The following is an 18,836-nucleotide window of genomic DNA, read 5'->3' as shown; positions in this document are numbered from 1 at the left end:
ACCTGCGGCCCTTCTCTGCTTGATCTCTGTTTCATGCGTGACGCTTTCTCCGTGCACAGCATTTTAAACAGAACAGGGGTGCCATGGCCGGCCATTCACAGTTTAAGAATATCATGCACCGCAAGGGTCGTCAGGATGCGGTGCGGTCGAAAATGTTTTCCAAGCTCGGACGCGAAATCACCGTCGCTGCCAAGCAGGGTCTGCCTGACCCGACGATGAACCCGCGCCTGCGTCTGGCGATCCAGAACGCCAAGGCGCAGTCCATGCCGAAGGACAATATCGAGCGCGCCATCAAGAAGGCTGCCGGTAATGACGGCGAGAATTATGATGAAGTGCGCTACGAGGGCCGTGGCCCCGGCGGCGTATCGGTTATCGTGGAAGCACTGACGGACAATCGTAACCGCACGGCATCGAATGTGCGTGCAGCCTTCACGAAGTCGGGCGGTGCGCTGGGCGAAACCGGTTCGGTGTCCTTCATGTTCGACCGTGTTGGCGAAATCGTCTACAAGTCCTCCGTCGGCGACGCCGACAAGGTTATGGAAGCGGCCATCGAAGCCGGTGCTGACGATGTGCAGTCCGGTGAAGAAGAACACGTCATCATCTGTGCGTTCGAAGATATCGGCGAAGTGTCGAAGGCTCTGGAAGCTGCTCTCGGTGAAGCCGAATCGATCAAGACGATCTGGAAGCCGCAGACCAATACCGAGCTGGACGAGGAAAAGGCGCGTTCGGTTCTCAAGCTTCTCAACGTGCTCGAAGACGATGACGACGTGCAGAACGTCTACACGAACTTCGAAGTCAGCGACGAAGTGATGGAAAAGCTGAGCGCCTGATTTCTCGTGCTCACAACAATGATGCAAAACTCCCGGTTATCCGGGAGTTTTTTTGTGCCCTGATGAATGAAATTCAGGCATAAAAAAACCCCGCCGAGGCGGGGCTTTTCAACCAGATGCAATATCGGATTAGATGCCGAGATTGCCGAAACGGTTCTTGAATTTCGTAACGCGACCACCGCGATCGAGCAGGGTCTGCGAACCGCCCGTCCAGGCTGGATGGGTGGTCGGGTCGATATCGAGGTTCATCGTATCGCCTTCTTTGCCCCAGGTCGAACGGGTCATGTATTCGGTGCCATCGGTCATCACGACCTTGATGGTGTGGTAGTCGGGATGGATATTGGCTTTCATCTTCTCAATCCTGAAAGTCTGGGGTGAAAAGCGCAGCCTTGACTATCGAAACTGCGGCACTTTCGCCCAATGGCAGATATGAAGACCCATTACCTACAGGCAACGGCTTCCAAAAGGGTTGGCGAGCCTATACATCAGGCGCACGGCAATAACAAGGGCGCAAACACAAGAATGGCCGACCGGGATACTGAAATTGATATGAATCACGAATTGACTGCAGAAGATGGCCGCAAACGCCGCACGCTGAAGCCGCTGAAGAGAGTTTTGCCGTTTCTGGCACCCTATAAGGTCCTGGTTGCAGGCGCGCTCTTTTCGCTGGTGCTGGCCGCTGTAACGACCCTTGCCGTGCCCGTCGCGCTGCGTCGTATGATCGACCATGGCTTTACGGGATCGAATGCGATCTTCGTTAATAATTACTTCGGCATGCTCGTGTTGCTGGCGCTCATTCTCGCGCTGGCATCGGGCCTGCGCTATTTCTTCGTGATCTCGCTCGGCGAGCGAGTGGTCGCGGATTTGCGCAATGCGGTCTTTTCGCATGTGACGGCGCTTTCGCCGGAATTCTTCGACCGGTCACAGTCGGGTGAAATCGTTTCGCGCCTGTCGTCCGACACGACGCAGATCAAGTCGGTGGTGGGCGCTACGGCCTCTGTCGCGCTGCGCAACATGATTCTGGGTGTCGGCGCGCTGGCGATGATGGTCGTGACCAGCCCGAAGCTTTCTGCGCTGGTCATTGCTGCCATCCCGATCATCGTTGTGCCCCTGATCGCCTTCGGACGCTCTGTGCGTCGCCGTTCCCGTATGACGCAGGACATGCTGGCGAAGGCCAATGCCTATGCCAGCGAACAGATCGGCGCGATGCGCACGCTGCAGGCCTTCACCAACGAGAATATGGTGGTCGGGCGTTTTGGCAGCGCGGTAGAAAAAGCCTTTCAGGCGGCGCGTTCCTCCATTCAGGCGCGTGCGATCCTGACGGCCTTTGCCATTTTCCTGATCTTCTCCAGCATTGTTGCGGTGCTCTGGTTCGGTTCGCGTGATGTGCTGGCCGGCACGATGTCTGCCGGTACGCTCGGTCAATTCGTGCTTTATGCCGTGTTCGCAGGCAGCTCCTTCGGGGCCTTGTCGGAAGTGGGTGGGGAACTGGCGCAGGCAGCAGGGGCTACGGAGCGGCTTGTCGAAATTCTGGACGAGCAGCCGGGTATTGCCGCGCCTTTGAAACCTGTTGCCATGCCGGTGCCGCCACGCGGTGAGGTCGTGTTCGATTCCGTGCATTTCTCCTATCCGACGCGTCCGGATGCACCGTCGCTCAATGGCGTCAGCTTCACCGTGAAGCCCGGCGAGACTGTTGCGATTGTCGGTCCCTCGGGTGCAGGCAAGAGCACGATCTTCGCGCTCGTCATGCGCTATTACGATCCGCAGTCAGGCAAGATCCTGATCGACGGCGTGGCTTTGCCTGATGCTGACCCGCAGGCCGTTCGGGCGCGCATCTCAACCGTGCCGCAGGATGTGGCGATTTTCGCCACCAGCGTGCGCGAAAACATCGCCTTCGGTAGACCCGGAGCGAGCGACGAGGAGATTGTGGCAGCGGCAAAGGCAGCCCTTGCGCATGATTTCATCATGGCGCTCGACAAGGGCTATGACACGGAAGTCGGCGAACGCGGTGTGACGCTTTCAGGGGGCCAGCGCCAGCGCATCGCCATTGCGCGGGCAATCTTGCGTGCTGCGCCCATCCTTCTTCTTGATGAAGCGACATCGGCGCTTGATGCTGAAAGCGAGATGCTTGTGCAAAAGGCCCTGGACAGTCTGATGGCTGATCGCACGACGCTTGTCGTCGCGCACCGGCTTGCGACCGTGCTCAAGGCCGACCGCATTCTGGTGCTCGACCATGGCCATATTGTCGAAGAAGGCACACATCAAAGCCTTGTCGAGAAGGGCGGCATCTATGCCCGTCTCGCCAAGCTGCAATTCGAGGCAGGTGCTGGAGCCTTCGCTGCGAAGTGAAACGGGGGGCGTTGCCCCCGTTATTTCTTCTTATCGTTCGGTCAGCTTCAGCTCGATGCGCCGGTTCTTGGATCGGGCATCGGCTGTGTCGGAGGCGTCGAGCGGTTGATATTCCCCGAAACCTGCTGCAACGAGCCTATTGGCGGGGACGCCATTGGCGATCAGGAATTTGACCACTGCGGTTGCGCGGGCTGACGAAAGCTCCCAGTTGTCGCGGAAGCGTCCCGTGCCAGTCAGAGGCACATTATCCGTGTGACCGTCGACACGGAGTACCCAGTTGATGTCATCCGGGATTTCCTGATTGAGCTGGATCACCGCGTCGGCAAGTTTCTTCATCTCGTCCTGACCGGCAGGATTAATGTCCGCCGAGCCTGTCGGAAAAAGAACTTCCGACTGGAAGACGAAACGGTCACCGACGATACGGATATTCTCCTTGTCCGACAGGATTTCACGCAGGCGTCCGAAGAAGTCGGAACGATAGCGGTTCAGCTCCTGCACACGCTGCGCCAATGCGACATTCAGGCGGCGACCGAGATCGGCGATCTTGGCGTTCGATTCGCGATCGCGGCTTTCTGAAGCGTTGAGCGCATCTTCAAGTGCTGCGATCTGGCGGCGAAGGGCTGAAATCTGCTGGTTCAGCAGTTCCACCTGACTGAGTGCGCGGGCGCTGACCTGCTTTTCGGCATCAAGGCTTTCGGACAGTTCGCCAGCGCGCTTTTCAGCGGCAGCACCTGCGCCGCTGCCTTCGTTCAAAAGGCTTTGCAGACGTGAACGCTCGCTTTCCGTGCTGGACAGCGAAGCCTGCAGATTGGCGATGGTGTCCTGCATGTCCTGCGAATTGCTGCGCTCCAGCGACAGAAGCTGTGTCAGTTCCTGTATCTGGCTATTGAGTCGTGCGAGAACGCTATCCTTGTTGTTCACCTCGCGGCTGAGCAGGAATTGCGCCAGCACGAAGACGGTAAGCAGGAACATGATTGCGAGCAGTAGTGTCGTCAGGGCATCGACGAAGCCCGGCCAGTAATCGACATGCCTCTGGGAGCGGCGGTTGCGGGCGAGGGACATGGCTGCTTACTCCGCCTTGTCCGTGCGATCGGATTTGCGGTCGTGCGAGCGCTCGCCGATGGCCTTGGTGAGACGATCAAGCGTCTGGCGGATAGCCTTCTGCTCGTCCGCCTGTTTTTCCACCCAGTCGCGCATGATCTGCTGCTCGTTGCGCATGTTCTTGACGAGGCCCTGTATGCCTTCGGCAAGATTGGCCAGCGCTGCCGTGGTGCGCTGCGTGGATGCGTCGCCGCCATGCAGGTTCTGCAACCGGTCGGCCAGAACGCGGATTTCTTCCGTGCCTCCGTTCTGGTCGGCACCGATATCGGAACCGAGATCGGTGACTGAAGAAAGCCAGTTTTCCAGTTCCGTATAGAAGCGGTTTTGCGCGCGGCCCGCCTGAAGGTCGAGGAAGCCGAGAATCAGCGAGCCGGAAAGACCGAACAGCGAAGACGAGAAGGCTGTGCCCATGCCGGAAAGCGGAGCTTGCAAGCCTGCCTTCAACGCATCCAGCACATCGCCGGTGCTTCCTGAATTCGGGTCGAGGGTCTGAATAGTGCGCCCGATGGAGCCGACCGTTTCGAGAAGGCCCCAGAATGTTCCGAGCAGACCAAGAAAGACCAGAAGTCCGATCAGATAGCGCGATATATCCCGGCTTTCATCAAGACGTGTCGCGATGGAATCGAGGATCGAACGCATGGAGGCAGTGGAAAGCGCCATCGACTGGCGGCGGCCGATCAAAGCCCGCATCGGTGCAAGCAGGACGGGCGGTCGCGTGGTGCCGTCGCGGTCACCGTCGCGGAATGAGTTGACCCAGCGAATCTCTGGCAGAAGTCGCAACACCTGTCCGAAGGCCAGCAGAATACCGACCAGAAGAACGCCGAGAATGAGCCCGTTAAGGCCGGGATTGGTGACGAAGAACGTATGGATCTGCCGCATCAGGATCGCGGCCAGAAAAGCCACGATAATAAGGAAGATCGCCATGGAGAGAATGACAATGCGCGGGCTCGACAGGCGGTAGGGGTCGTAATCGCGTCCCTCGTCCAGACGGTCCCGGGAAACTCTCAAATCGCTCATGCGTTCCGCTCCATGGTCGCGTGTTTGAAAAGAAGCCTACTTCATTAATTCGTGAAGCGGAATCATTGGAACAAGAAAATTACGCGGATTTGTGGAGTGTGCTGTCAGGCTCGCGGGATGGTCTGAATATCGTAGAGCAAAAATTTTATAATATTAAATCCCGTGATCTTAATATAATTTATTTCTTATATATACCTATATAATTGATGGTAATAAATAAATTATAAGTTGCTATTTTTAAGTTTTCTAATTTTGATAATTATTGCTTCGTACACTCAACTTTGTGAGAGGGACTAAGCATGAATTGGTGGAATATTCTTGGGAATATACTTGAGGCTCTGGGAAAGTTTCTCGGCCAACTGTAGCATAATTTTCTATAGATACGCTCTAAATTAATAAAAAGGCCGAGCCATTTAAGCGCTCGGCCTTGTTTTTAGATTGCTGGAGATGACCCAGGTGAAACAAACCATTGGATCGACAAAGCAGCAGGTCTTTTTTAGATCGGTTTGTTGATCGTTTTCAGCAATGCCTTCTGAATGATTTCATTGCCTGCAACGATGGTCTTGGTGCCGAAAATGTCCTGACCGCCATTCTTGTCCGAGACGAAACCACCGGCTTCGCGGATCATAAGAATGCCTGCGCCGAGATCCCACGGATGCATGCCATCTTCCCAGAAACCATCCAGACGGCCGCCTGCAACATAGGCGAGGTCGAGTGCAACAGCGCCCATGCGGCGAATGCCTGCGGTTTCGGCCATGACATTGCGCAGTTCGACCAGATAATGCCCGTGATGGCCGCGACCCAGATGCGGGATACCCGTGCCGATAACGGAATCGACCAGCTTGTTGCGTGATGCGACGCGCAGGCGACGGTCATTGAGGAATGCGCCACCGCCGCGCTCTGCGGTGTAAAGCTCATCCATGGCCGGATTGTAGATGACGCCGGCGACAATCTGCCCCTGACGCTCGAGAGCGATGGAGACTGCGAAAACTGGAATGCCGTGCAGGAAATTTGTGGTGCCGTCGAGAGGATCGATCAGCCAGCGGTGCTGTCCGTCCTTGGATTCAACCTCGCCGGATTCTTCCATCAAGAAGCCATAATCCGGGCGGGCGCGGCTCAATTCCGTATAGATGATCTGTTCGGCGCGGCGGTCTGCCTGGCTGACATAGTCGCCGGGGCCCTTGAGAGAAACCTGAAGATTCTGGACTTCACCAAAATCGCGAGCGAGGCTGCGGCCGGCCTTCATAGCGGCCTGTACCATAACGTTGAGAAGGGCTGAGCGGGCCATTTCATTGTCCTTGTAAGCACGATCCCGAAGCGTGGATTTTGAAAGGGATCAAGCAGTTAATCATAAACAGAATGTCGAACATCCGAACCGAAACACATTCGGTGGAGGTCGAGGAATTGAGCGATCTGAGAAAGAACGGTCGCAATCTTTGCGACATGGATAAAGTGGTGCCTGATCCAGGCACCACAAATCTCGTTTTTCGTATTAAGCGCGGCTGACGTAGGTCAGTTCGTTGGTATCAACGATCACGCGTTCGCCGGATGCGATGAACGGCGGAACGAGGATGCGGATACCGTTTTCAAGCACAGCCGGCTTGTAGGACGAAGCAGCGGTCTGGCCCTTGACGACCGGATCGGCTTCGGTGATGGCAAGCGTGACCTGATCCGGAAGGCGGATACCGATCGGCTTTTCTTCATAGAGTTCGACAGTAACCATCATGCCGTCCTGCAGGAAAGCGGCACGGTCACCGACGAAATCCTTGGCCAGCTCAAGCTGTTCGTAGGATTCAGTGTCCATGAAGATCAGCGCTTCGCCCTGTTCGTAGAGGAACGAGAAATCCTTCTGTTCCAGACGAACGCGCTCGACGGTTTCTGCAGCGCGGAAACGTTCGTTGAGCTTGGTGCCGTTGATGAGGTTCTTCAGTTCGACCTGATTATAAGCGCCGCCCTTGCCAGGCTTGACGGCGTTGGTCTTGACCGCAACCCACAAGCCGCCAGCATGTTCGATGACATTGCCGGGGCGGATTTCGTTACCATTGATCTTCATGAGCTTGATCCGGAATGAAAATGTGAAACCATGTGCGGTTCGACGCATGACGACGAAAAGGCAACCGTCCGGCATTATTCCGGAGATTGCGCACCTGCCTTATACTCGAACCACGATAATCGGCGTCTCAAGACCATAAAAAGGCGCTTGGCGCAAGCCTGAGCGCGAAAAGAGAGCCAATCCAGCCTCAAAATTCGCCCAAAAATCAGCGGACGCGCAGATTGTTGGCGGTTTCTATGGCCTGTTTAATCTGGTCATCAGCCAGTCCGTCCATCATGTCGTTGAGGTCTGGTGAGCGAAAACCGGCGCGCTGGGCAACAATATACCAGGCCGCTGCTTTGACGAGATCGCCTTCTGTGCCAATGCCATCGCGATAGAGGCGGGCGAGCCAGGCCTGTGCCATCACCATGCCGCGCTGTGCGCCAAGACGCATCCAGCCAAACCCCTGTTCGTAGTCGCGGTCGCCACCGCGGCCCTCAATCAGCCAGCGGCCCAGATCGAACTGCGCCGTATCATAACCCTGTGCGGCAGCAAGCAGGAGATAGACGCGCGCTTTCTTGTCGTCGCGGGGGATGGTCGGGGTACCGTTGGCATAAATCTGGCTGAGTGCATATTGTGCATCGGCCAGCGTGGCCCCGGCCGCCTTCTCGAACCACGGGAAGGCGAGATCGATGCCCGGCTTGCCCGGCGTTTTTTCCATCAGCATCTGGCCGTAGTTGAACTGCGCCATGGCATTGCCACCCTCGGCAGCCTTCTTCATCAGTTCCTCTGCCTTGACGGGGTCTTTCCTGGCGTAGGTGCCCTGAAGCAGAAGTGCGGCATAGCGGAACTGCGCTTCTACAACACCGTTATTGGCTGCTTTCTCGTACCATTCCGCCGCCAGTTTCTGGTTGGCGGGGATGCCAAGGCCGCGCGCATAAATTTCTGCAATGAGTGTCTGCGATGCCGGATCGCCCTTTTCAGCCTGTGGCTTGGCCAGATTGAAAGCGGTCAGATAAAGGCCACGCTGAAATGCACCGAAAGCCTCGTCTGCCGGTTTGTCGCCGAAACGGCTTGGGTCGATGTGGGGCATCGGTTCGGTCGTTGCCGGTTGCGGCAGCATCACCGGCTTGGCAGGCTTGTCGGCTTTCTTATCCTGATGATCGCCCTGATGGCTGTTCTTTTGACCGCGCACCGGCTCGCCCGCTGCCAGAGCAGGCAGGACCGGCAGCGCGATTGTCAAAATGGCAGCGAGAAGAAGTTTGTTCTTCATGGGCATCGGCAAGACCTTGATGAAGGGATCAGTTTTCAAAGCGTGGCGCGTTCTCATCGAGAAGCCGGTTGGCTTCCGCGACAGCTTTTGCAGGGTCTTCGGCGTCGAAGACCGCCCGACCGAGCGCAACGAAATCCGCGCCGGTTTCGGCTGCGGGGATGATGCTTTCCAGCGTGCTTCCGGCTTGCGCGATGCTGGGAATTTCCACCATCTGCGACCACCATTCGGCCAGCGACAGGTTGCGCGGATGGGCATCCGGCTTGTTATCCGCACCGATCTTGCCGAAGAAAACATAATCGGGCTGCAACTCGCCGATTTCCATTGCGCCATGGCGGTCGCGCAGATTGCCGGTGCCGACGATCATCTTCGGCGTATGTTTTTCGATCGCATCTGCCAGATCGGCAGCCTTGCCTTCGATATGAACGCCATCTGCACCGACGCGACCCGCGATGCGCGTATCGTTCAGGATAAGCGCGGCGGCGCCTTTTTCCTGAATGACGGGGATGACCTTTTCAGCCGTGGCCTGAAAAGTGGCTTCGTCGAGATCGCCGGTGTCGAGAATGACGCTTGCAACGTCACCGCCCGAGAGCGCAGCCGTCAAAAGCTTTGCGAGGGCCGCGCCGTCGGCAAGTGGAGGCGCAACCAGCACGATGCGGCAGCGTTCGGTTTCAGTCTGGTGAGCGGGCGTGTTCATGAGCCAAGCCTAACGGGAAAAACGTGATGGAATTCGGGCAATAGAGGCGTTCTGTTTACCGGAAACGGAAGCGGGGCTCTATCTATTTGTTTTGTCGCATTTATGCGACGCAACCGGGCTTCGGCAAGTATTCATTGGCGAAACCTTCTCGGGCCCGCGCCTGTCCGGGCTGGCATAATGTTATCCACTGGAACGAAAGTTGATCGGAACCAACCCGGTTCTGCCGGGATTAACGCGTATATAAGCCACACCAAGACCGGGCGCTGAATGCTCCGGCAGAACGTGTGAAACTGTTCCGGCACCCATCCGGAATGACACGAAGAAAAGTGGAAAGGCTCGCAATCCCAAGTGCAGGCACTTTCCTTCAAAGATAGGCAGGCTGGTAAATGAATATTGCGACCGCTAGAGAAGCGATGCCCGCACAACCGACGAAAATGCGCGACACGCGCATCGACGTGTTTCGTGCGCTCGCGCTGCTAACGATCTTCATCAACCATGTGCCCGGCACGATCTACGAGCATTTCACGCACAAGAATCTGGGCTTCTCCGATTCGGCTGAAGCTTTCGTGCTGATTTCCGGCATGGCCGTGGCGCTTGCCTATGGATCTAAATTCGCTCCCGGCAATCGCCTGCTTCTGTCGCTGAAAATGTGGCGCCGCGCTGGTGTGCTCTATACGACGCACATCATGACGACCATGGCGACCATCGCCATTTTCGCCGCTGCCGCTATCTTCCTGAAGCGTTCGGAGTTGCTTACGCAGATCAACATCGCGCCGCTGGTCAAGCACCCGGTCGAAGCGCTGTTCGGCATCGTCACGATGGGTCACCAGCTCGGCTATAACAACATTTTGTCGATGTATGCCGTGATGCTGGTTTTGACTCCGATCCTGCTTCTGCTGGCGCGCATCAGCCTGCCGCTCATGCTCGGTGTTTCCGGCACGGTCTGGTTCCTGTCAGGCCTCTATCACGTTGCGCCGGTAAATTATCCGACCGAAGGCGTCTGGTTCCTCAATCCGCTGTCGTGGCAGTTCCTGTTTGCAATCGGTATTGCAGGCGTGATTCATGTACGTCGCGGTGGCGAACTGCCGAAGCATCCGCTGCTGATCGGCCTTGCCGTTGGCTATCTGGTGCTGGCGCTGGCATGGGTGCGTATTCCGCTTTGGGGCATCGACGCGTCGATGGGCCTGCCCATGGTTCTTACCGGCTTCGACAAGACTTTCCTGTCGGGGCCGCGTCTGCTGCACGTGCTGGCGATTGCCTATCTCATCGCCGTCGTTCCGACGCTGAACAATATTGCCCGGACGGCGCCGGATAATCCTCTCGCCGTTCTCGGCAAGCATTCGCTGCCGGTCTTCATTGCCGGTACGCTGCTGGCAATGGTTGCGCAGGTGATGAAGCTCGTGAACCCGGGCGGCCTGCCTTATGACACTTTGCTGATCGCAACCGGCATCGTGATGCAGTTCGCACTGGCCTATTATCTGGAATGGCTGCCAACCATCGGTTGGGGCAAGAAGGGGGCTCCCGTTTCGGCAAAGCCCGCTGTTCCTGCTGCCGAACCCGTCAAGATGCAGGTTGCGTCAAACTCCAAACCCGCGATGCAGCGCTATTAAGCACCACTGATCAGCCGCCCATTTCGGGCGGCTTTTCTTTGAGTGAAAAGTGCCGGATTGCGTGAGATTATCCACAGCGCTACGCAGAAATTAACCATTCATTAATCTTAAGAATGTTAAATGGTTTACATCCAGTTCGGCTGGATTCTTACCGAGTGGTTTAGCCACTCTGTTTGACGCCTCCCTGTTAAACTCCTGAGAGCCGCCATTGCGGCTCTTTTTTTGTGCGCTTTTTGCTGCATATCGGGGGAATATCGCTTTCCACATGCAGGCGCGCGGAACGGAACAACTGCCCAATCCGTTCTATTTACAAGCTTTCGTCAAAAGCCTCTGAAAATGTTAACCGAATGTTAAACATAAACTTGCGCGACGGTGTATGAAGGTGCAGTTTATCGTGGACTTGTTTAGCACAGCTGTTCCGTCTCAGCCTCCCCCATGGTCGAACAGCGGTTCAATGGTTTCATTCGTATCCGTCTGGCATATCCCACTGGACGAATACGGCAACGGAATGGGCCGCCGATACAGGCGGTCATGCAAGGTGGCAGAGCAGTGATTAGCGAACAGAGCCAGATGCCGAGCAATATGATCAGCCTCGCAGAGCGCATGGTTTTCTCGGATTCGTTCAAGCCGATCTATGCAGAAGGCATGGATATGGTCGAGGAAGCGGCAAGCTATCTCGACGGCGAAGGCCGTGAGGATGCGCGCAATCTTTCGCGTGTGGCTGCGACGCTCTATGCCGCCGAATCGATGCGTCTGACCACGCGCCTGATGCAGGTTGCTTCGTGGTTGCTGCTCCAGCGCGCGGCGCGGAACGGTGAAATGACCCGTCAGCAGGTTGCAGCCGAGAAAGCCAAGGTGCGTCTTGATACGCCATCGGCGGGTGAAATCGCACAAGGCTGGTCCGAACTGCCTGCAGCATTCATGGAGCTGGTCGAACGTTCCATGCGCCTTCAGGCGCGTGTGCGCCGTATGGACCGCGAAGTTTACGGTGAAGTGGTCTCGCTGCAGGGCGTCCCACGTGGCAATCCGGTTTCCGAACAGATCGTATTGCTCAAAACTGCTTTTGGCGCTTCATAACGATCGATCATGTGCGCCCTTCGTGGCGCATGTTTCTCTTTTGTTCACTTTTCTGCTGTCAAGTGAATCCGTCTGAGGATAGGGTTCGCTTATGAAAGAAACGATTCGCATCATTGGTATCGATCCGGGCCTGCGCCGTACCGGCTGGGGCATTGTCGAATCGTTGGGCAATTCACTGCATTTCATCGGTTCGGGGACTGTGACCTCGAATGCCGAGATGGATCTTGCATCGCGCCTCTGCCAGCTGCATGAAGGTCTTTCCAAAGTCCTGCATGAATATATGCCGCATGAGGCGGCGGTTGAACACACCTTCGTCAACAAGGATGCAACGGCGACGCTCAAGCTTGGTCAGGCGCGCGGCATTGCCTTGTTGGCTCCCGCGCAGGCTGGACTGCCCGTTGCCGAATATGCGCCGAATGCCGTGAAGAAGGCTGTAATCGGCGTTGGACACGGTGAAAAACAGCAAATCCATATGATGGTGAAAGTGCTGATGCCGCGCGCATCGTTCGATACGAGCGATGCCGCCGATGCTTTGGCCATTGCCATTTGTCATGCGCATCACCGGCAAAGCATCGCAAGTGCGCGCCGGTTGCAACAACTTATCGCGTAGGTGGCCATGATCGGTAAGCTCAAGGGTGTGATCGATGAAATTGCCGAGGATCATGCTGTCATCGACGTGCATGGTGTCGGCTATGTTGCGTTTTGTTCGGCGCGCACGCTCGGCAATCTGGGCGGTGCGGGCGAGGCGGCCATCCTGTTTATCGAAACCTATGTTCGCGAAGACATGATCCGCCTTTATGGCTTTGCCAATCAGCTTGAGCGCGAATGGTTCCGCCTGTTGCAGAATGTGCAGGGCGTTGGCGCCAAGGTGGCTCTCGCCGTGCTCGGCACGTTGTCGCCGTCGGAACTCGCCAATGCAATTGCACTGCGCGACATCGCCATGGTTTCGCGCGCGCCGGGTGTCGGCAAGAAGGTTGCTGAGCGCATCGTGACCGAACTCAAGAACAAGGCGCCTGCCTTCGCCGGTGATGCGAGCGGCACGATCGGGCTCAAACAGGAACTTGGCGCGGGCGCTGCCCCGGCGCCGGTTGCCGATGCGGTGTCGGCGCTTTCCAATCTCGGCTACTCGCGTGATCAGGCCGCTAATGCTGTCGCCGCGGCCTTGAAGGAAGCGGGGGAGAATGCCGATTCGGCCAAGCTCATCCGCCTGGGTCTGAAGGAATTGTCGCGGTGATTTACTTGCCTGAGCGATATGTTCATGCGAGGAGGATGGCATGAGCGACCGCAACCCTCTCATTGATGCTGACAGACGCGTAGACGAAGACAATACGCTGCGCCCGCAGACGCTTGACGATTTTGTCGGGCAGGCGGCAGCGCGCGCCAATCTGAAAGTCTTTATCGAGGCCGCCAAAGTGCGTGGCGAGGCGCTTGACCACGTCCTGTTCGTTGGCCCTCCGGGTCTAGGCAAGACGACGCTGGCGCAGATCATGGCCAAGGAACTGGGCGTCAATTTCCGTTCCACATCCGGCCCGGTTATTGCCAAGGCGGGTGATCTTGCGGCTCTGCTGACCAATCTGGAAGAGCGCGACGTTCTGTTCATCGATGAAATTCATCGCCTGAGCCCGGCAGTGGAAGAAATCCTCTATCCAGCCATGGAGGATTTCCAGCTCGACTTGATTATCGGCGAGGGGCCTGCCGCGCGTTCGGTGAAGATCGATCTTGCGAAATTTACGCTGGTTGCGGCAACGACCCGTCTCGGGCTTCTGACCACGCCGTTACGGGATCGCTTCGGCATTCCGACACGGCTCAATTTCTATACGGTCGAGGAACTGGAATATATCGTGCGGCGTGGTGCGCGCATCATGCAGATGGGTATTTCGCCGGATGGTGCGCTGGAAGTCGCCCGCCGTTCACGCGGCACACCACGTATTGCCGGACGGTTGTTGCGTCGCGTGCGCGATTTCGCGCTGGTCGCCGGCGCCGATGTCATCGATCGCAAGATCGCTGATGAGGCGCTGTCACGCCTTGAAGTGGACAACCGCGGGCTGGATCAGCTCGACCGGCGTTACCTCAATATTATCGCACGCAATTTCGGGGGCGGTCCGGTGGGGATCGAAACCATTGCCGCCGGCCTGTCTGAGCCGCGTGACGCAATTGAAGACATTATCGAACCCTATCTGATCCAGCAGGGTTTCCTGCAGCGCACGCCACGCGGCCGCGTTTTGACGGCCATCGCATGGCAGCATCTCGGATTGCCCGCGCCTGCCGAAATCATCCAGCAGTCGCAATACGGCCTCTTCATGGAAGACGAATGACGGAACGACAGGAACAATCGGCGCAGGCTGCTGTGTCTGGCGAACTGAAAGACGGCGTGCATCTGCTCTATGCGCGCATCTATTATGCCGATACGGATTTTTCCGGCTTCGTCTATCACGGTCGCTATCTGGAATTCTACGAACGCGGACGCACGGATTTCCTGCGTTTGCAGGACGTTCATCATATCGAATTGGCTGAGGGCGCGCTTGGTGAAGAAATGGTCTGGGTCGTTCGCCGCATGGAGATCGATTACAAATCGCCCGCGAAGATGGATGATCTTATTCTGATTGAAACCCGCGTCAGCGAAATTCGCGGCGCGCGGGTCATCATGGCGCAGAAAATTACCTGCCGGGAGCGTCTGCTTTCGGAGGCGAAGGTAGAGGCCGTGATGATAACCAAAGAAGGCCATCCGCGCCGCATTCCCGACGAATGGCGGGAAGCTTTCACCAACAACCGCAAGAACTGAGTCCCAGGACCGCTCCAATGACTGTCTTCACTGGCATGTTCGTGCGGAATTCGATGCGCTAGCGGCAAATATACCTATTTGGGCGAATGCTAACGCATCTTTAACCATAATATTCCATTAATCACCCTGACGGAATCGGTGGAGAGGCAGGCTTGAAGCGCAGCGCCTTCCTTTCACCAAAATTAACCGTAACAAGCGCGTGATGGATTTAAAGTTGAAATCCGGAATGGCGGTTGCGGTGCGAAGTGTCGGCCGCTCGTCGGGCAGGTACGGCTTCAAGTTGAAAAGCTGCGCAGGTTTGGAGCGTCTGTTTTCAGACGTTGAGTAACGGATTTGCGATACCGCCCGGTCATGTGGCCGGGCGTTTGGATTCGAGGACGGTAGATCGATGGAAAATGTTGCGTTAGCGGCCCCCGCCGCCGATGTTACCCTCTGGGGCCTGTTCATGCAGGCGAACTGGGTCGTCAAGCTGGTTATGCTTGGCCTGCTGTTCGCCTCGATCTGGACTTGGGCTATCATCGTGGACAAGACGATTGCTTACGGACGGGCACGGCGCGCGATTGATCGCTTCGAGCAGACGTTCTGGTCCGGCCAGTCGCTGGAGGAGCTCTATCGCAATCTCGGCGAACGCCGTACCACCGGCATGGCGTCCATCTTCATGGCCGCGATGCGTGAGTGGAAGAAATCATTCGAGAAGGGCGCTCGCTCGCCCATTGGCCTGCAGATGCGTATCGACAAGGCCATGGATGTCGCGCTGGCGCGCGAAAGTGAAAAGCTCGACTCGCGTCTGGGCTTTCTGGCGACCATCGGCTCTGCAGCCCCCTTCATCGGTCTGTTCGGTACGGTTGTCGGTATCATGACCTCGTTCCAGGCAATCGCCGCTTCCAAGAACACCAGTCTTGCCGTTGTGGCGCCGGGTATCGCCGAAGCACTTCTGGCAACGGCAATCGGTCTTCTCGCCGCTATTCCTGCCGTTATTGCCTACAACAAGCTGTCGGCGGATGCGGGCAAGATCGGCGGACGGCTGGAAGGATTTGCGGATGAGTTTTCCGCCATACTGTCGCGCCAAATTGATGAGAAGCTGACGCCGCGTAATTAAGCGGCTTCAAGCATCGAGTGTAGTTTCAGCCTTCGGGAATCTTGCAATGGGCATGTCGGTAGGAAATCAGGGAATGCAGTCGGGCGGGCGCCGCAGGCGCGGCCGCAAGAAGGCATTGATGAGCGAAATCAACGTGACGCCGTTCGTCGACGTGATGCTCGTTCTCCTCATCATCTTTATGGTCTCCGCGCCGCTGCTGACGGTTGGCGTGCCGATTGACCTGCCCGATACGCAGGCCAAGGCGATGAATGCCGATACGCAGCCGATCACTGTTTCGGTCAACAGCGAAGGCAAGATCTTCCTGCAGGAAACCGAAATTCCGATCGATGAAGTGGTGCCGAAACTCCAGGCTATCGCCAAGACAGGCTATGAAGAGCGCATTTTCGTGCGTGGTGACAAGGCTGCCGATTACGGCACCGTCATGAAAGTCATGGCCCGCATTTCCGCCGCCGGTTTCAAGAATATCGGCCTTGTGACCCTCCAGGAGCAGGATAGCTGACGCCATCATGAAGGCTGGCCTGACATCTTCTGTTGCCTTGCATGCCGTTGCGGTCGCGCTGGCAGTGGTTTCGTTTTCCTCGCCGAAGGCTTTCGACGTGCAGGATTCGGAATCGTTCCCGGTTGATATCGTACCGATCGAGTCGATGACGCAAATCCAGCAGGGCGAAAAGACTGCGCCCATGAAGGAAAAGTCGGCTCCTGTGCCGACAACCAAACCGCAGACTGTTCCAAACGCCGAGAATTTTGGCGATCAGGATATCGATACCCAGACACCGCCAAAGCCCGATGCAAAGGCGAAGCCAATTGAGGCGGCGGAAGAACCCAAGGCGCAACCGGAACCGGTAAAAAAGCCGGAACCGAAGCCTGATCCGAAACCGGAACAGAAGCCCGAGACCAAGCCAACGCCGGTTCCGGCGACGGAAGTTCAGGCCAAGCCGGAAGAAAAGCAGGAAGTGAAGCCTGATCCGGTGGCTGAAGCCATCGAAAAACAGGCGGAAACCCCTGACGCTGAAACGCCGAAGCTGCCGGACAAGGTGCCAGCGCCCGACGCCAAGCCGAAGCCGCCGCAGGCGCAGACAGCAAAGACGCCGGACCGCAAACCGACGGAAGACAAGAAGCCGACGCAGAACGCCGCTCAGACTTCGAAATCGAAGAATGATGCGATTGCCGATGAGGTTGCTGCCCTTCTGAACAAGCAGAAGGCGGCAGGCGGCGGAGCCAAGCGTTCCACCGATCAGGCATCGCTGGGCGGCAAGAAGAATACTGGCGGCTCCAAGCTCAGCCAGAGCGAAATGGATGCGTTGCGCGGTGCGATTTCCAAATGCTGGAACGTGCCTGCCGGTGTGGCCGACGCGCCGGGACTGGTCGTGACCGTCAAGATGAAGCTGAATCAGGATGGCTCCATTCAGGGCTCTCCGGAAGTGACATCGGGTGGTGGCGGCGATGGTGTTGGTCGTGCAGCAGCCGAGAGCGCCAAGCGCGCTGTCGCACGCTGCGCGCCGTACAATCTGCCAGTCGACAAATATGATTCATGGTCGGAAGTGATCGTCAACTTCGACCCAAGCGAAATGTTCTGACCGGGTTTCCGGTCGCCAACCAACTTACTGCAAGGACAAAGAGGTCCCAGAAGACATGAAAATCGGCATCATCAATACAAAGATCCGGACGGTCTTTTCGGCTTTCGCGTGTATGATTGCCGCAAGCCTTGTCTGCACCATGCCGGCGCGCGCCGTCGTGGAAATCAACATCAACAAGGGGGTGATCGAGCCGTTGCCGATCGCCATCACCGATTTCCTTTCGGCTGATCAGCTCGGACCGAATATCACGTCGGTCATCGCGGCCGATCTTGAGCGGTCTGGTCTTTTTGCACCGATCGACAAAGGCGCCTTCATCGAGAAGATCTCCAATCCGGATGCGGCTCCGCGTTTCGAGGACTGGAAGGTCATCAATGCGCAGGCGCTTGTCACGGGCCGCATCACCAAACAGCCGGATGGCCGTCTCAAGGCTGAGTTCCGCCTGTGGGATACGTTCGGTGGCCAGCAGATGATCGGCCAGCAGTTCTTCACCACGCCGGACAACTGGCGCCGCGTCGCCCATATCATCGCTGACGCCATCTATGAACGCCTGACCGGTGAAAAGGGCTACTTCGATACGCGTGTTGTTTTCGTCGATGAATCCGGCCCGGCACAGAAGCGTGTGAAGCGTCTTGCCATCATGGATCAGGACGGCGCCAATGTGCGTTACATTTCCGACGGTCGCGCCATTTCGCTGACGCCGCGTTTCTCGCCGAACCGTCAGGAAGTCACCTATATGTCTTTCGAAGGCGGTTCGCCGAAGGTGTATCTGCTGCAGCTCGAAACCGGCCAGCGTGAACTCGTCGGCAATTTCCCCGGCATGACCATTGCTCCGCGTTTCTCGCCCGATGGCCAGAAGGTTGTGATGAGCCTGCTTCAGGACGACGGCAGCGCCAATATCTATACGATGGACCTGCGCAATCGTTCGACCACACGCCTGACCAACAGCCAGGCGATCGATACGAGCGCGTCCTATTCACCGGACGGATCGCAGATTGTTTTCTCCTCCGACCGTGGTGGACGTCCGCAGCTCTATGTCATGGGTGCTGATGGCTCCAATCCGCGCCGTATCTCGGCCGGTGACGGCAGCTATTCCACGCCGGTTTGGTCTCCGCGCGGTGATCTCATCGCCTTCACCAAGCAGTCGCAGGGCCAGTTCTCCATTGGTGTGATGAAAACTGACGGTTCGGGCGAACGCCTGCTGACCTCGGGCTTCCACAATGAAGGCCCGACCTGGGCTCCGAACGGTCGCGTGCTGATGTTCTTCCGCAAGGCGGCGGGTGCAGGCGGTCCGAAGCTCTTCACCATCGACCTGACTGGTCGCAACGAGCGCCAGATCCAGACGCCGAACTTCGCATCCGATCCGGCCTGGTCGCCGCTGCTCGAATAGCGGATTCG

Annotated in this window: 19 protein-coding genes; 12 read left to right on the top strand and 7 right to left on the bottom strand. The window is 57.2% G+C overall.

Annotation, left to right across the window (positions count from 1 at the left end):
• Positions 1-83 precede the first annotated feature (83 nt).
• On the top strand, positions 84-830 hold the full coding sequence (locus AC1RHM_RS20145; protein WP_010661390.1) for a YebC/PmpR family DNA-binding transcriptional regulator: 747 nt from the start codon (positions 84-86) through the stop codon (positions 828-830).
• Positions 831-959: 129 nt separating this feature from the next.
• Here AC1RHM_RS20145 and rpmE read toward each other — a convergent pair whose 3' ends face one another.
• Positions 960-1,181: a 50S ribosomal protein L31 gene (rpmE, locus tag AC1RHM_RS20140; RefSeq protein WP_002964804.1), complete on the bottom strand. Its 222-nt coding sequence runs from the start codon at positions 1,179-1,181 to the stop codon at positions 960-962.
• A gap of 69 nt (positions 1,182-1,250) precedes the next feature.
• Here rpmE and AC1RHM_RS20135 point away from each other — a divergent pair, with 69 nt between their 5' ends.
• Complete coding sequence (locus AC1RHM_RS20135; protein ID WP_029376274.1) at positions 1,251-3,179, top strand: ABC transporter transmembrane domain-containing protein; 1,929 nt, start codon at positions 1,251-1,253, stop codon at positions 3,177-3,179.
• Between the two features lie 30 nt (positions 3,180-3,209).
• On the opposite strand, the gene AC1RHM_RS20130 is transcribed toward AC1RHM_RS20135, so the two are convergent.
• The 6 genes from AC1RHM_RS20130 to AC1RHM_RS20105 all read right to left on the bottom strand — a co-directional run bounded on the left by AC1RHM_RS20130 (position 3,210) and on the right by AC1RHM_RS20105 (position 9,296).
• Positions 3,210-4,241 carry a peptidoglycan -binding protein gene (locus AC1RHM_RS20130; protein WP_010661388.1) on the bottom strand — a complete coding sequence of 344 codons (1,032 nt, stop codon included), beginning with the start codon at positions 4,239-4,241 and terminating at the stop codon, positions 3,210-3,212.
• Positions 4,242-4,247: 6 nt separating this feature from the next.
• Positions 4,248-5,297 (bottom strand): MotA/TolQ/ExbB proton channel family protein, encoded by a 1,050-nt coding sequence (locus AC1RHM_RS20125; protein ID WP_010661387.1) that lies wholly within the window; start codon positions 5,295-5,297, stop codon positions 4,248-4,250.
• A 496-nt stretch (positions 5,298-5,793) separates the two neighbouring features.
• The gene (locus tag AC1RHM_RS20120) at positions 5,794-6,585 is read right to left on the bottom strand and encodes an inositol monophosphatase family protein (protein WP_010661386.1); all 792 of its coding nucleotides are present in this window, start codon (positions 6,583-6,585) and stop codon (positions 5,794-5,796) included.
• Positions 6,586-6,789: 204 nt separating this feature from the next.
• Positions 6,790-7,350 (bottom strand): elongation factor P, encoded by a 561-nt coding sequence (gene efp / locus AC1RHM_RS20115; RefSeq protein WP_010661385.1) that lies wholly within the window; start codon positions 7,348-7,350, stop codon positions 6,790-6,792.
• Positions 7,351-7,555: 205 nt separating this feature from the next.
• On the bottom strand, positions 7,556-8,602 hold the full coding sequence (locus tag AC1RHM_RS20110; RefSeq protein ID WP_029376273.1) for a tetratricopeptide repeat protein: 1,047 nt from the start codon (positions 8,600-8,602) through the stop codon (positions 7,556-7,558).
• A 28-nt stretch (positions 8,603-8,630) separates the two neighbouring features.
• The gene (locus AC1RHM_RS20105; RefSeq protein WP_010661383.1) at positions 8,631-9,296 is read right to left on the bottom strand and encodes a thiamine phosphate synthase; all 666 of its coding nucleotides are present in this window, start codon (positions 9,294-9,296) and stop codon (positions 8,631-8,633) included.
• Positions 9,297-9,682: 386 nt separating this feature from the next.
• On the opposite strand from AC1RHM_RS20105, the gene AC1RHM_RS20100 reads away from it, so the two are divergent.
• The 10 genes from AC1RHM_RS20100 (at position 9,683) to tolB (ending at position 18,828) form a co-directional block, all read left to right on the top strand.
• Positions 9,683-10,906 (top strand): OpgC family protein, encoded by a 1,224-nt coding sequence (locus AC1RHM_RS20100; protein WP_085982332.1) that lies wholly within the window; start codon positions 9,683-9,685, stop codon positions 10,904-10,906.
• A gap of 570 nt (positions 10,907-11,476) precedes the next feature.
• Positions 11,477-11,983 carry a protease adaptor protein RcdA gene (gene rcdA / locus AC1RHM_RS20095; protein WP_010661381.1) on the top strand — a complete coding sequence of 169 codons (507 nt, stop codon included), beginning with the start codon at positions 11,477-11,479 and terminating at the stop codon, positions 11,981-11,983.
• Positions 11,984-12,074: 91 nt separating this feature from the next.
• Positions 12,075-12,593, top strand: coding sequence for a crossover junction endodeoxyribonuclease RuvC (ruvC, locus tag AC1RHM_RS20090; protein ID WP_010661380.1), 519 nt, complete (start codon positions 12,075-12,077; stop codon positions 12,591-12,593).
• A gap of 6 nt (positions 12,594-12,599) precedes the next feature.
• Complete coding sequence (gene ruvA, locus AC1RHM_RS20085) at positions 12,600-13,217, top strand: Holliday junction branch migration protein RuvA (protein WP_010661379.1); 618 nt, start codon at positions 12,600-12,602, stop codon at positions 13,215-13,217.
• A gap of 40 nt (positions 13,218-13,257) precedes the next feature.
• The gene (ruvB, locus tag AC1RHM_RS20080) at positions 13,258-14,298 is read left to right on the top strand and encodes a Holliday junction branch migration DNA helicase RuvB (RefSeq protein ID WP_010661378.1); all 1,041 of its coding nucleotides are present in this window, start codon (positions 13,258-13,260) and stop codon (positions 14,296-14,298) included.
• Positions 14,295-14,765: a YbgC/FadM family acyl-CoA thioesterase gene (locus AC1RHM_RS20075; protein WP_036581835.1), complete on the top strand. Its 471-nt coding sequence runs from the start codon at positions 14,295-14,297 to the stop codon at positions 14,763-14,765. The genes ruvB and AC1RHM_RS20075 overlap by 4 nt, the downstream gene beginning before the upstream one ends.
• A 388-nt stretch (positions 14,766-15,153) precedes the next feature.
• Entirely contained in the window at positions 15,154-15,864 is a 711-nt protein-coding gene (gene tolQ / locus AC1RHM_RS20070) for a protein TolQ (RefSeq protein ID WP_010661376.1), read from the top strand.
• Positions 15,865-15,910: 46 nt separating this feature from the next.
• The gene (tolR, locus tag AC1RHM_RS20065) at positions 15,911-16,363 is read left to right on the top strand and encodes a protein TolR (RefSeq protein WP_010661375.1); all 453 of its coding nucleotides are present in this window, start codon (positions 15,911-15,913) and stop codon (positions 16,361-16,363) included.
• Positions 16,364-16,370: 7 nt separating this feature from the next.
• Positions 16,371-17,441, top strand: coding sequence for a UCP034077 family protein (locus AC1RHM_RS20060; protein ID WP_010661374.1), 1,071 nt, complete (start codon positions 16,371-16,373; stop codon positions 17,439-17,441).
• A gap of 55 nt (positions 17,442-17,496) precedes the next feature.
• Positions 17,497-18,828, top strand: coding sequence for a Tol-Pal system beta propeller repeat protein TolB (gene tolB / locus AC1RHM_RS20055; RefSeq protein WP_010661373.1), 1,332 nt, complete (start codon positions 17,497-17,499; stop codon positions 18,826-18,828).
• The last annotated feature ends 8 nt before the right edge of the window (positions 18,829-18,836 follow it).

The sequence above is a fragment of the Brucella sp. GW823-FHT04E01 genome, assembly GCF_058796175.1.
The sequence above is the reverse complement of the archived record's forward strand: the minus strand, read 5'-3'. Positions and strand labels throughout refer to the sequence as shown.